Origin of the sequence: Rathayibacter sp. YIM 133350, from assembly GCF_037404875.1 — a bacterium.
Taxonomy (GTDB): domain Bacteria; phylum Actinomycetota; class Actinomycetes; order Actinomycetales; family Microbacteriaceae; genus Orlajensenia.
In genome coordinates this window covers 72,808-86,118 of the sequence record NZ_JBBELO010000017.1, presented here as the reverse complement: position 1 = coordinate 86,118, position 13,311 = coordinate 72,808, and the positions used below count along the sequence as shown (strand labels likewise).

The following is a 13,311-nucleotide window of genomic DNA, read 5'->3' as shown; positions in this document are numbered from 1 at the left end:
GACTCGAGCGGAGTCGCCCATGAGCTCCACCGACGTCTCCCTCATCGTCGTCGGCGTTCTCGCCCTCATCGACCTCGGCGTGCGCATCACCGCCATCATCGTCATCCCGCGCAACCGTCGCCCGACTGCGGCGACGGCTTGGCTGCTCGCCGTCTTCTTCATCCCCTACCTCGGCGTGCTGCTCTTCCTGCTCATCGGCAATCCGAAGCTGCCCAAGAAGCGCCGCGCGAAGCAGCTCGAGATGGATGCCTTCATCCGGTCGAACTCCGACGTTCCCGAGGGTCGCCAGAGCAACGCGCAGTGGCCCAGCTGGTTCTCCTCGGTCGTCGAGCTCAACAGCAACCTGAGTGCCATGCCCATGGTCGACGGCAACTCGGCCCGCCTCATCGCGAACTACCAGGCCTCGCTGGACGAGATGACCCTCGCGGTGACGAAGGCGCGACGGTTCGTGCACGTGGAGTTCTACATCTTCTCGTGCGACCAGACCACGTATCCGTTCTTCGACGCCCTCGAGGCCGCCGTGCGGCGAGGCGTGAAGGTGCGCGTGCTGCTGGATCACTGGGCGTCGTCGCACACGCGGGACTACAAGGCGACCCTCCGCCGCCTCACCGAGATGGGCGCGGAGTGGCACCTCATGCTGCCGGTGCAGCCGTTGAAGGGGAACAACCAGCGCCTCGACCTGCGCAACCATCGCAAGATTCTCGTGGTCGACGGGAACACCGCGTTCGTCGGCTCCCAGAACGTGATCGATCGCAGCTACAACAAGAAGTCCAACATCAAGCGCGGGCTGCGTTGGCAGGAGCTCGTCGCACGCGTCGAGGGCCCTGTCGTCGACGCGCTCGGCCTCATCTTCATCACCGACTGGTACATCGAGTCGGGCGAGCTGCTGGAGAAGGAGGCGGAGGTGCTCGAGTCCATCGACGATCCCCGCCTGCTGGAGTGCCAGGTCGTTCCGAGCGGTCCCGGATTCGAGGGCGAGAACAACCTGCGGCTCTTCCTCGCGCTCCTCTACAACGCGCAGAAGCGCATCGTCATCACCAGTCCCTACTTCGTGCCCGATGAGGCGATGCTCTACGCCATCACGACCGCGGTGCAGCGCGGGGTTCCGGTGGACCTGTTCGTCTCCGAGATCGGCGACCAGGCCCTCGTCTGGCATGCCCAGCGCTCCTACTACGAGGCCCTGCTGCGCGCGGGCGTGCGTATCTGGCAGTACAAGGCGCCCTACATCCTGCACGCCAAGCACTTCACGATCGACGACGACGTGGCCGTCATCGGATCGAGCAACATGGACATGCGCTCCTTCGGCCTCAACATGGAGGTCTCACTGCTCGTGCGCGGCAAGTCGTTCGTGCAGGAGATGCGCGACGTCGAGGCCGACTACCGCGCGGTCAGCAAGGAACTGACGCTCGAGGCATGGCTGAAGCAGCCGTTGCGCTCGACCGTGCTCGACAACCTCGCGCGGCTCACGAGCTCGCTGCAGTAGCAGCGGCGGCGCGCTCCCGCGCCCGCGCCGCCTTCTCCTTCGCCGTTGAACCATTTGGTCGCCGTTGATCCGTCGGGAGCGGCTCAACCGGCACCAAATGGTTCAACGGCGGATTCAGCGTGCGGGGCGGGGGCGGGACGCCGGGTGCGGCTACTCGCGCGGCTTGAGGCGCACTGTGGGCATCTCGGGAGCCGGCAGTGCCGCTCCGTCGTAGTCCACCCATCCGAACGGGCCGCCCGGATCTCCGGCGGTGATGACGTCGCCCTGCCATTCGCTGCGGAACTGCACGATCTCGTCGTGGCTGCGCCCGATGAAGTTCCACCACATGATGAACCGCTCGGTGAAGGGCACGCCGCCGAGCAACAGGGCGCGGGCCCCGTTCTCCCCGGCCGCGATGCGAACCGACGTGCGGTCGGTGCTGAGGTAACCCAGCTCGGTGACCGCGAGCTCCGTCGCATCCACCCGCAGCGGCCCCCTGTCGACGAGAAAGCCGTACTCGTACGACGGGTCGAGCGGGAGGTCGGCGCTGCCGTACGGAGGAAGGTCCACCTGCGCTCCGACGAGGGGCGTGTAGAGGGAGACATAAGTACGGGCGCCCGCGAATTCGCCGGCGAACACCTGCAGGCGCGCATCCCCGACCGACACCGGAACGGCGTTCGCCTGCTCAAAGAACGGCTCGGTGAAACGCGCGGAATCCGGCAGCACGATCCACAGCTGCACGCCGTGCAGACGGGCGGATGCGGCCGTCGATACCTCGGAGTGGGCGATGGCGCGGCCTGCGGTCATGAGGTTCAGCTGGCCCGGGTGCACGAGGTCGCGCGTGCCGACGCTGTCGCGGTGCTCGATCTCGCCCTCGAAGAGCCAGCTCGCCGTCTGCAGTCCGGTGTGCGGATGCGGCGGAACGACCATCGCCTGCTGCGGCGTGCCGTCCAGTCCATAGTGATCCGCGAAGCACCAGGCGCCGATGGTCGGCCGCCCACGTTGTGGCAGCGTTCGGTGCACCGGCATCGCGCGGGGTCCGCCGAGCGGGACCTCACGTGCGGTGAGCACCTGCACATCGACGGGCCCGACGGCTGCCGGCCCGGCATCCGCCACGAGTTCGGCGGGATCGCGTTCGAGGTTGCTCACGTGCCCAGCCTATTGCGAGCCGGGTCCCTGACGACGGTCATGATCCGGGGTCGAGCCCCGGTCGAAGAGAGCGGCTGTCAGAGCGAGGCGACATCCCGGCGCGGCGGCCGCAGCACACGCAGTCGTCCCCTGCGCTGCAGGCCGACGGGATCGCGGCGAGGGGCGTCGAGCCAGGCCACGATGCCGAGGCCCACGGCGATCCAGAGCGTGTAGGCCACCGGACCTTCCTGCAGCGTCGGCAGCACCGTGATGCTCACGAGCGAGCCGACGATCGCCGCGGGTGCCGTGTACGCCTCCATGGATCCCGCCCGAACGCACTTCACGAAGACGTAGGCGAGCAGGGCCAGGAACAGGCCGAGCACGAGGATGCCCGCCTCGATCGCGAGCAGCAGCAGGAAGCTCTCCACGCGCACGGCATCGAGCGAGTAGCGGAAGGCCCGTGGACCCACCTGTCCGACGCCGATTCCGAACGGATGCGTCCAGAGGTAGGGCAGGTTCTGCATCAGCGAGTCCTCATGCCCGGCGAGCGACGGGTCGGGGATGGGGAACAGCACGGTGAGCAGGAACAGGTACACCTGGATGACGACGATGCCGAGCAGCACGCCGGTGGAGACCAGCGCCGGCACGAGCATCGCCCGCATCTTGTAGGCGTAGAAGGCCAGGATCGCCAGCGCCAGCATGGCCAGGCCGACGAACCCCGAACGCGACTGCGTGAGTCCGATCGCGACGAGGGGAAGCGCGCTCAGGGCGAGCTTGGTGCGGATGCGCCAGTTCGAGCGGCACCAGATGATGGCCAGCAGCACGGTCATCGCGACGGCCGCCTCGTTCGGAGCGACGTACGGACTGAAGCCGCGGGGTGTATTGCTGCCCGCCACGAACAGCGACACCGGCCATTCCTCACCGGCGGGAACCGGAAGGCGTCCCAGGGTGCGCAGCCATTGGATGCCCTGCGACCACGTGAAGATGGTCACGAGGGCAGAGGCCTGGGTCGCGATGGCGAACAGCACGGCGAGCTTCTTCGCCTCGAACGCGGTCACCGTCGCCGGAATGACGATGAGCAGCAGAAGGGGCAGGAAGTCATTGCGCCATCCGTACGAGGCCTGCTCGAAGTTCGGCGTGAAGACGGCGGACGCGCCGCCGAGAAGCAGCAGAACGAAGACGAGCAGTACCAGCGGGATGGGAACCCGCTTCAGTCGCCCGCCGAAGAAGGTCGTCACGGTCATCAGCAGGAGCATGTAGTCCTTGATGGCCCCGAACAGCACCGACTGCGGGCCGAGCCCGATGAACGCCGAGATCATTCCGTTCAGAGGCAGGATGAACACGAGCATCGCGAGACCGAGCCACGGCCGCCAGATGATGACGCCCGACACCACGAGCAGGCCGAGGATGGCGCCGACGACCATGGGGTTCTGGGCGATGAGGCCGCCGAAGACCGCCGCGGCCACACCGGCGACACCCGCCGCCTTCCACTGCATCGGGCTGAGCCCGCGGCTGTGCGCGTCCGAACGGGAGGAGCTCGGCGCGGCCGAGGATGCCGGCGGGCGCGGCTGAATGGTCGTCACGAGATCCCCAGACTGGTCTTGGCGGTGGCGCCCAGCGAATAGATGAGCGCGGCGGGGCCAGGTCGGCCCACCCGCACGGCCGAGGCAATGACATCGAGCATCGCCTTCGTCGACCGGGTGCGCCGCGCGAAGTTGAACGATTGCGACAGGATGAACTCGCCGAGGGCGCGCTTATCGTCGGAGAGGCGCCCGCGCGCCCACGCGATCGAGTCGTTGGCCGAGATCTTCTTCGAGACCGATCCCTCGACCCAGTTGTAGACGACGAGCGGTTCCCACACCTGCACGACGAGCACTCTGGGCACGGTGCGCTGAACGTCGATGAGCCAGCTGATGTCCTGGTGAAAGCGCAGCGAGGTGTCGAACGGCACGCGCAAGGCGAGTGATCGCGGGAACAGGAGGGTCGATGCCTGGATGAACCCGTGGCTCGAACGCGGCGTGCGCTTGAGGAACAGGTACCGTGCGATGCTCTCGCTCGATTCGTAGGCCACGGCGGGGTAGGGGAACTGCACCTCCTCCGAGCGGCGCATGAGCACCCGGGAGGTCGCGAACCAGCCGTCATCCGTGGGACCGGCGGCCGCGACCGCGGCGAGCTGGGTCTGAATGCGGCCGGGAAGCCAGGCGTCGTCGTCGTCGAGCAGGGCGACGAGTTCGCCGGTGGCCTGCTCCACGCCCGTCTGGCGAGCGACGTTGCCGCCGGCTCGCGGACCCACGCGGATGATGCGCACGCGCGGGTCTGCGGGTACCTCGAACTCGTCAGCCGTGTCGGCCATCACGAGCACTTCGTGCACGGCATGCGTCTGGTCCAGCGCCGACTGCACCGCGATCGCGACCTCCTCGCGGCCGACCGTGGGAATGACGACGCTGACGGTGGGCACGGCGCTCATCCGGTCACCGCTCGCCTCGGTCGCCAGACGGCATCCGCGAACGCGCGGAACCGCCGGGAGCGGCCCCGCAGCTCATCACGGTGGGTCTCGCTGCGTGCCGCCTTCACGTCGAAGAGCACCGCCCGCGAGAGCAGTCCGCCGCTGAAGATGACGCGCCAGAGGAAGCGCCGAATCGGTCCGGCGGAGAATTCGGTGACGTAGTAGTCGTAGGTGTTCTGCGCCCACATGGTCGAGACCGCTCCATCGCTGCGGTTAACCGAGGCGCCGATCGCGTGCTCGGCGCTCGCCGTGGGCGTCACGATGATCTTAAAGCCGGCCTTGGTCACGCGATGGCAGAACTCGATGTCCTCGCCGTACATGAACCAGCGCTCCGAGAGCATGCCGACTGCGGCGCGGGTGCGGGCGGGAATGTACATGCAGCCGCCCGAGACCCACCCGACGCTCTGCTCGCTCGCCGCGTGCGGGGAGAAGAACAGGTGCCTGCCGCGCAGCCATGACACGTTCGGGAATGCCCGCGCGATGCCGGTGTACTGCGTGAACATGGGCCAGAGGCGTGGCTGTTCGCCGGCCGCCATGGTCGCGATCGTCGGACCGCTGTGGATGACCGGCGCGACGATTCCGATCGACGGATCCAGCGAGCGCTCGCGAAGGGCCGCGAGCGCATCGACGTCGAGTCGGGCGTCAGGGTTCAGCAGCAGCAGGTCTTCGCCATGCGAGGAGCGGATGCCGAGGTTGACCCCCTTGCCGAACCCGAGGTTCTCGGCCGAGAGCACGAGCACGTCGATGAGCCCCTCCGACTCGAGCGCGCGCAGCAGCCCTGGCGTACCGTCGCTCGACGCATTGTCGACGACGACGACCTCCGTGCCCTCCGAACCGCGCAGCGCCTGGACGCAGTCACGGATGTCGTCGGACGAGTTGTAGCTGACGATGATGACCGAGGTGCGGAACGAACTCATGCGGCAGCCTTCTGCTGCAGGGCCGCGGGGGCATCGACGGGCCGGGTCGAAGCTCGCCTGCCGAGCGCGTCCGCGACCACGGCGAGGGTTGCCTCTTCGTACTGCTGCACCGAGAACCGCTCGATCACGCTCCGCCGGCCCGCGGCCGCCATGCGCTGTGCCCGCAGCGGATCGCTCACGAGGGCCGCAATGGCGTCGGCGAGGGCCTCGGCCGATTCTGCGGGGAAGACCGAGCCCACGGCCTCCGAGTCGACGATCTCCACGAGTCCCTGAACATCGGAGACGATCGTGGGGCGCTCGGCCGCCATGCCCTCTGCCGCCACTGTGCCGAAGGGCTCGACCCGCGAAGGGGCGATGACCACGTCCGCGTTCTCGAGCAGGTCGGCCGTGTCGGAGACGAAGCCGGTGAACTCGCAGCGGTCCGCGACCCCGAGCGATGTCGCGAGCTGCCTGACCTCGTCGGCGAACCACTCGTAGCCCGGGAAGACGTCGCCGGCGATGACCAGTCGGGCGTCGACGCCGCGCTCCACGAGCGTTCCGAGCGCCTTCACGGCGGTGTCGGTGCCCTTGCGCGGACTGATGCGCCCCACGAGCAGGATGTTCGGCTGGGATGAGATGCCCGCGAAGGCGCTGCGATGGTAGGCCGACCAGTCCTTGCCGTTGTAGATGATGCGGGTCTTCGCGGCCAGGCCGATGCCCTTGTCGACCACGTGGTCGCGGGTCGAGGCGCTGTTCGCGACGATCTGCGTGGCGAACGCGAGCGGGAAGGCCAGGCCGCGCTGCACGATTCCGGGCACCCCGGTCTCGGCCTCGCGCACGTGAACGACCGTGGGGCGGCGCACCTGACGGGCCGCCTCGATCCACCAGGGCTGGGTCACCGTGTTGACGTACACCAGGTCAGCCCGCGCCGAGCGGATGAGCCGGCGCGCCTTGCGCAGGATGCCGGGCATCGAAAGCCCGAGACGGGCGAACGCTGCCGGCTTCAGCAGCGACTTGCGCAGTACCGGCAGTGTCACGACGAACACCTCGGCTCCGGCCTGCTCGAACAGCTCGATGAGCGGTCCTGTGTTCGGCACCACCACGATCACGCGGTAGCCTCCAGCGACGAGGGCAGCGACGCTGGCCACGGCCATCCGATCGCTGCCGTACAGCTCGGTTCCGGGGTGGCAGAACATGACGGTCGTGGCTTCACTCATGGCGAACCAGCACTTTCTCTTCGGGGCGGCGCGCCGCCTTCTCACCGACCAATCGGAGCAGGGCGTCCTCGTAGCGCTGGCAGACGCCGGCCCACGAGTAATCCGTCACTGCGCGCGTCTTCGCGGCGGTGCTGAGTTGTCGCTGTCGTTCGGGGTCATCGAGCAGGTCGATCACCGCGTCGGCGATCGCATCCGGCTGGGGCTCGGTGAACAGGGCTGCTTCCCCGAGCACCTCGCGGTTGTAGACGGTGTCACGGGCGACCGTCGGTGCGCCGCAGGCCATCGCCTGCACGAGCGCCGGGTTCGTTCCGCCCACGCTGTGGCCGTGGAAGTAGGCGCCGGCGTGCTGCCACAGCGAGAACAGCCGGCGGTCATCGCTCACGTGACCGAGCCAGTGCACCCGCGGGTTCTCCGCGGCGAGGGAGCGCGCCGCATCGTCCAGTTCGCCGCCGAATCCGGAGGAGCCGACGATGACGACGTCGGCGCGCTGCGAGATGCGCCGGGCCGCCGAGAGGAACTCCGGCACGGTGTTCTCGGGCACGAAGCGCGCCACGACGAGGGCGTAGTCCCGCGACCGCAGCCCGTCCTCGTCGAGTTCGAGAGGCTCTGGCACGTCTCCGCCGTAGGGGATGAAGTCGCCGTCGAGGCCGAATTCCTGCCGCCAGTAGGCGGCGATGGCGTGGGCGTCGTAGACCATGCGGTCGCCGTAGCGGGCGGTCATGCGGGCGCCGTTGTAGAACACGGACTTCGCGAATCGGCCCCACTTCGCCCGCGCCCATTCGATGCCGTCCACGTTCACGAGCGTGGGGATGCCGGCGGAGCGCAGGATGGGCAGCCAGTAGCCGTTCGCCGCGTTCATCACGAGGGCGACGTCGGGCTTGCGGCGCGCCACGTCCATCGCCGCGGTCAGCCCGTAGCTCAGGGTGCTCAGTGAACGGGAGTTCAGTCCGCTCGTGGTGCGCACGTGCACACGCGGGTCACGTCCGGGGTCATCGAGCTTCATAGTCTCGGGACGCCCGTAGACGGTCACGTCCCAGCCGTGCTCCACGAGGTAGGGGGCCAGCCGACGTACCGCGGTCTCGAAACCGCCGTAGTAGCTCGGGTACCCCCTCGTGCCCACAATTGCAACTGATCTCGACATGCGCTGATCCTGTCTTCGTTGTGTTGGCGTTCAGTGTTTCAGACGTGAGGATCGCTCAGGGTTTCCAATGTATGTCATTGCTGTAAAGTCCTTTCGCGCTCCACCCGGATGGGGGCGGGGGAGGCAGGTTGGCGCAGCGGTACGACGCGCGGACGGGTCGCCCTGCGGTTGATGGCGACGGCACCCCAGGCGAGCAGGGCCATCGTGACGAGGATGAGGCCGGCGAAGACCGCGACCCGTCCCGGGCCTCCGGCCATCTGGGGGTCGAGGAACTCGTAGGGGTACCAGCCGGTGATGGCGCCCCTCACGACGGTCAATGCGATCCAGGCGACGGGGTACGCCATGATCACGGCGACCGCGGTCCACGGCAGTCGTGTGCGACCGCGCACCGACGTCCAGTCGATGATGGCGAACGCCGGGATGATGATGTGCATGATCTGGTTCGTCGGCGAGAAGAAGAAGCCGCCGACGAGTGCGCCCGGGCCGTAGATGCCGAGGTAGAGCACGGCCATGGCGGCCAGGTAGCTGACGGCGCCGGCGCGAACGAGGGTGAACCAGCGCGGATCGCGGTTCCGTGCGAGGGCGAACACCGCCCCCATCCCGAAGACGACGGCTCCGATGAGGTTGGTCTGCACCGTCACGTAGCTGAGGTAGTCGTCCACTCCCTCCCCGGCCGCGAGCGAACCGAGAAGGCGCTCGTAGAGCGCGAATGCGATGATGAGCACCGCAAGTATGCGTAACGCTGCGAAAACTCGCCGCATCTGATTCGCCCTTCCTCTCCTTGACCCCACGTGCGCCGTGGTGCAGACTCGGCTGATCGTGCGATGGGGGGCGACGGCGTCCCTGTGATGGGGGTCATTCAAACATCATCGTCGTCGCGAGCGCCACTCATGTTTCGGTTGTATGGCTGCAAGATGACGTTTTCTCATCTTGGTTACGGCTTTTGTTTGGGACTCTGTAGCCTGCCAGTACCACCGCTCCCGCTACTCGCGAAGGGAGGCGCATGCGTCTCAGGGACAGGCCGTTCGAGCACGCCACGATGGTGCGTGTCGTCGGACCTGTGACCCCGGACGGTGCGCTCGCCTTCCGTCGGGGACTGCGCGAATACCTCCGCAGCGACGAGGGCGGTGAACTGCGCCGGGTGCGCGATGCTCCCGGCGCGCGCTGGCGCGTACCCCGCGATTCCGAGATCGATGCACTCGCGGATGCCGCCGTGATCGAACTCGACGACGGCATGGACGCGGAGACGCTCGTCAAGGCGGGCATCGAGCAACCCGTGCTCGGACTGCCACTGCGCATCCGTCTCTCCGGTGCGCTCGTCGGCTTCGACCTCCCGCATGAGCTCTTCGACGGGACGAGCGCCGGCATCGAGGGCAATAACGTCATCGCGCTCGCCGCCGGAATGCCCCTTCCGCACCCGCACCCGCAACGCGTCAAACGGCCCCTCCTCGTGCTCGCCCGCCGCTTCTCGCTGTTCTCGCCCACTCGCCTCCGGGCCGCCCGAGATCACTACCGGCAGGTGAACCGCGGTACGGCCTGCGCCTACCAGGCCAGCGCCACCTTGACCAAGCAGCAGTCGGTGGCGCTCACCCGGCTTGTGCACCTGAAGCTGGACGGCCAGACCATGGCGCGCATCGGTTCGCTCCCGAGCACCGTCGGCGTCGGGGTGGCCGACGGGGATTCCCGCCGCCGTGCGCCCGCCTCGATCAAGCTCGGCAGCACGCTGCTGGCCGCACTCGAGGAGATCGGACCGCCGGAGGTCGACTTCCGGGTGCGCATCCCCGTGGACCTGCGACGCTACTTCCGCAGGACCGATTTCGTGCCCGGCAACCTGACGGCCTCGCTCACGCTGGGCACCCTGCGGGGCGGGAACTGGAGCCCGAGTGTGATGACCGCCGCCCTCGCCCGCAGCATCAAGGCCGGGGATCCGGTGGTGTGGTTCCTCGCCGATGCCCTGAACTCGGCGCGCAGTGCGTTCAAGGCGTTCCTCGCTCCCGGCCGCCGACGCTCCGGCGGTGTCGCCCGCCGTCCCTTCGAGATCCGGCTCTCGCTCCCCTCCGGCGACGTCGTCGACATGGGCGGGTTGTGGGCCTCGAGCACCGAGCGGGTGGTCGGTGCGACGACGGCGCATGAACTCGTTCCGCTCGGCGTCTACATCGAGTGCGCGAGCGTCGGATCGGCCGTGCACGTCATGCTGTGGGACGAGACCGGGCTGTTCGACGTCGACGACTTCGAGCGGGCCTTCCACGCCGAACTCGATCGGCGGGGCGGATTCCGTGCCCCCCGAGTGGCTGCCGGGAGCGATCGTGCCAGTGCGTGAGAGCCCCGCGCTCATGATCGTCGGCCGGCTCTCGGTCACGGCGCTGGGCCTGGCGAGCATCCCCATCATCGCGCACGGGCTCGGGCCGGCCGGTCGGGGGCAGACCGCGGCCGCCCTCGCCGCTTTCTTCCTCGTTCCGATCCTCGTCTGCGTCGGGCTGCCGTACGAGGTGCGCCGACGGGTCGCCGCCGACGGCGAGTTCTCCGCGGTGCGTACCGGCCGCGTGCTCGCGGCGCTCACGGTCGTGCCGTCCGCCCTCGTCGCGGCGGTGCTCACGACGACCGTGCTCGGTGCGCTGCCGGCCGATGCCGCCCTCGCCGCCTTCGTCGGCGTCACGGCGGCGCCCTTCGCTGTCAGCTGGATGAACGACACGGCCGTGCTCGCATCCCGTCGCCGCTTCGGAGCCGTCGCGATCATGCAGCTCGCGCAGCCGCTCGTGTTCGTGATCGCACTGCTCGGCGTCTGGATGCTGGGGGCGCTCTCGGTGGCGGCCGTGCTCTGGTGCAACCTGGCCGGATCGCTGGCGACCTTCGTGCTCGGGCTGGTACTGAACCGCGTCGGACCGGCGGGCGCCTACGCACCCTGGCGGGCGCTGCTGCGGGGGTCGCTGACCTTCTACGGGGGAGTGATCGCCGACACCGCCTACCGGCGCATGGACCAGGTCATCATGCTGCCGATCCTGGGTGCCCACGAGTCCGGGCTCTACTCGGTCGCCGTGACCATCGGCGGCCTCCCGATCTTCATCGCGATGGCCTTCGCGGCGAGCGTCTTTCCCGATGCGGCCGGCGCGAGCGCAGAGGCCCGGCAGCATCTGGCGCGCTCGGTGATTTCCGCCGCCGCCGCACTCGGCCTGCTCGCCGCCGTCGGCCTCGCCATCGCAGCTCCATTCGTCGTTCTCGTTCTCTTCGGCCCAGCCTTCACGGGGGCATTCGCCGCCGTCTACGTGGCGATCGCGGCTTCGGTGCTCGTGACCGTGAACCTGACCTGTTCGGAACTCCTGGCAGCCGCGAATCGCGGGCTGCGCCTCACGCTCGCGCAATCGGCGGCCCTCGTCAGCATGGTGTCGTTACTGCTCCTGCTGGGTCCTGGACTCGGCGCGCTCGGCGCCGCTATCGGCGCCCTCTGCGCTGCCGGAGTGGCTCTGGCGCTGCTGCTCGCGGCGCTTCACTGCCCGCCGACGGTGCTGCTTCCCCGCCCCCGAGACCTGGCGTGGGGGCTGCGCCGGCTGGTGCGCGGACGGTCGGCCGACGTACCGGCCGAGGCATCCGCCGTTGTGTAACGTTGTGTTTCGCCAACATGAAGAATTCTCATAAAGCTGGCAACGCCGCTCGATCTCTGGATAGCCTGCAGACCTAGCGTTCGCGTACCGCAAAGGAATTCACTATGCAGCACGAAATGAGCGCCCCGAAGACGCGGCTCGATTGGGTAGACGTCGCCAAAGGGATTTCGATCCTGCTGGTCGTCTCAGTTCACACGTTCAACTGGCTGAGCTTCATCGGCCTCCAAGCGGAATGGCTCCAGGCCTTCAATCGCGTCTTCAACACGATGCGGATGCCGCTGTTCTTCGCCATGTCAGGCCTGTTCGGCGTCAAGTGGATGACCAAGGGCTGGCGCGAGCTGTACTCCGGAAAGCTGGCCCTGTTCATCTGGGTCTTCCTGCTCTGGCAGCCGCTGGTCTTCCTGTACAAGTACACGGCGGCGCTCATCCTGCCCGACCAGCAGGACAGCACGCTCGCCGCCCACCTGCTGCGGCTGTTCGCGAGCCCCTTCCGTCCCTCGGGCGAGCTCTGGTTCCTCTGGGCGCTTGCGATCTTCTTCGTCGTCGCCCGGGCGTGCGCGAAGCTGCCGGTGTGGCTCCACATCGGTGGCGCGGCCCTCGTCTCGGGCATCTGGCTCACCATCGCACAGCCCATCCTCGGCGACAGCCTCTGGCGGCTCATCGGCGACGGCTGGCAGGGCGTGCCGAGCTACTACGTCTTCTTCGCCATCGGCGTCACCTTCCGCACGAGCATCGTCGGCCTCGTCGATCGGGCGCGGTGGTGGCAGCTGCCCATCCCCATCGCCGTGTGGCTGCTCGTGCAGTGGGCGGTCTACTCCCTCGGGATCGTCTTCGTGCCCTTCGTCGGCCTGGCCATGCGGGTTCTCGGCCTCGCCGCCGGCATCGCGATCGCCCTCATCCTGCGGCGGGTGCGACCGCTCTCGATCCTCGGGCGCAACACCCTGCCGGTCTACCTCGGTCACACGCTCTTCATCGTGCTGATCGCGTGCGGGCTGTACGCCGTCGGCATCACGCTCGAGGGGCCTGTGCTCGGAGTCGTCGCGCCGATCCTCATGATCGCCGTCGCGGTGATGCTCTCGCTCGCCCTCGAGAAGGCCGCCATCCGCTCCCCGCTGCGCGTCTTCTACGAGCCGCCGGAGTGGTTCCGCTTCCGGCCGCGCACCCAGGTCGCTGCGGCCGCACCCGTGTCGACCCCGGTCGCTACCGAGGCGCCCCAGACCTCGCAGACCGGGCCAGCCCCGGTAGCGACAGAAGACTCTCGAATCCCCTGATTCGTGACCATAGGCAAACGGAACGCACCGACGCGGTGCGCCCTGACCCACTGCGCCTCACAACCACTTGGAGGGCCGATGCGAACCATGG

The 13,311-nt window shown here is 68.3% G+C and carries 11 protein-coding genes; 4 read left to right on the top strand and 7 right to left on the bottom strand.

The annotated features are described in order from the left end of the window. Positions 1 to 19: 19 nt before the first annotated feature. Positions 20 to 1,483, top strand: a complete 1,464-nt coding sequence (gene cls / locus WDJ51_RS04100; RefSeq protein ID WP_337851159.1) for a cardiolipin synthase — start codon at positions 20 to 22, stop codon at positions 1,481 to 1,483. 150 nt (positions 1,484 to 1,633) lie between these two features. On the opposite strand, the gene WDJ51_RS04095 is transcribed toward cls, so the two are convergent. The 7 genes from WDJ51_RS04095 to WDJ51_RS04065 all read right to left on the bottom strand — a co-directional run bounded on the left by WDJ51_RS04095 (position 1,634) and on the right by WDJ51_RS04065 (position 9,075). Next, positions 1,634 to 2,611, bottom strand: coding sequence for a pirin family protein (locus WDJ51_RS04095; RefSeq protein WP_337851158.1), 978 nt, complete (start codon positions 2,609 to 2,611; stop codon positions 1,634 to 1,636). 77 nt (positions 2,612 to 2,688) lie between these two features. Further along, complete coding sequence (locus WDJ51_RS04090; protein ID WP_337851157.1) at positions 2,689 to 4,173, bottom strand: hypothetical protein; 1,485 nt, start codon at positions 4,171 to 4,173, stop codon at positions 2,689 to 2,691. Then, positions 4,170 to 5,057: a glycosyltransferase family 2 protein gene (locus tag WDJ51_RS04085; RefSeq protein ID WP_337851156.1), complete on the bottom strand. Its 888-nt coding sequence runs from the start codon at positions 5,055 to 5,057 to the stop codon at positions 4,170 to 4,172. The genes WDJ51_RS04090 and WDJ51_RS04085 overlap by 4 nt, the downstream gene beginning before the upstream one ends. Continuing rightward, positions 5,054 to 6,013 carry a glycosyltransferase family 2 protein gene (locus tag WDJ51_RS04080; protein WP_337851155.1) on the bottom strand — a complete coding sequence of 320 codons (960 nt, stop codon included), beginning with the start codon at positions 6,011 to 6,013 and terminating at the stop codon, positions 5,054 to 5,056. Before WDJ51_RS04080 ends, WDJ51_RS04085 begins: the two co-directional genes overlap by 4 nt. Further along, positions 6,010 to 7,209 carry a glycosyltransferase family 4 protein gene (locus WDJ51_RS04075; RefSeq protein ID WP_337851154.1) on the bottom strand — a complete coding sequence of 400 codons (1,200 nt, stop codon included), beginning with the start codon at positions 7,207 to 7,209 and terminating at the stop codon, positions 6,010 to 6,012. Before WDJ51_RS04075 ends, WDJ51_RS04080 begins: the two co-directional genes overlap by 4 nt. After that, entirely contained in the window at positions 7,202 to 8,350 is a 1,149-nt protein-coding gene (locus WDJ51_RS04070; RefSeq protein WP_337851153.1) for a glycosyltransferase, read from the bottom strand. The genes WDJ51_RS04075 and WDJ51_RS04070 overlap by 8 nt, the downstream gene beginning before the upstream one ends. 74 nt (positions 8,351 to 8,424) lie before the next feature. Further along, positions 8,425 to 9,075, bottom strand: a complete 651-nt coding sequence (locus tag WDJ51_RS04065; protein ID WP_337851152.1) for a Pr6Pr family membrane protein — start codon at positions 9,073 to 9,075, stop codon at positions 8,425 to 8,427. Between the two features lie 278 nt (positions 9,076 to 9,353). On the opposite strand from WDJ51_RS04065, the gene WDJ51_RS04060 reads away from it, so the two are divergent. From WDJ51_RS04060 to WDJ51_RS04050, 3 genes are all read left to right on the top strand, one after another. Then, positions 9,354 to 10,670 carry a hypothetical protein gene (locus WDJ51_RS04060; protein WP_337851151.1) on the top strand — a complete coding sequence of 439 codons (1,317 nt, stop codon included), beginning with the start codon at positions 9,354 to 9,356 and terminating at the stop codon, positions 10,668 to 10,670. Next, positions 10,657 to 11,949, top strand: a complete 1,293-nt coding sequence (locus WDJ51_RS04055) for an oligosaccharide flippase family protein (protein WP_337851150.1) — start codon at positions 10,657 to 10,659, stop codon at positions 11,947 to 11,949. The genes WDJ51_RS04060 and WDJ51_RS04055 overlap by 14 nt, the downstream gene beginning before the upstream one ends. A 104-nt stretch (positions 11,950 to 12,053) precedes the next feature. After that, positions 12,054 to 13,220 (top strand): acyltransferase family protein, encoded by a 1,167-nt coding sequence (locus tag WDJ51_RS04050; RefSeq protein WP_337851149.1) that lies wholly within the window; start codon positions 12,054 to 12,056, stop codon positions 13,218 to 13,220. The last annotated feature ends 91 nt before the right edge of the window (positions 13,221 to 13,311 follow it).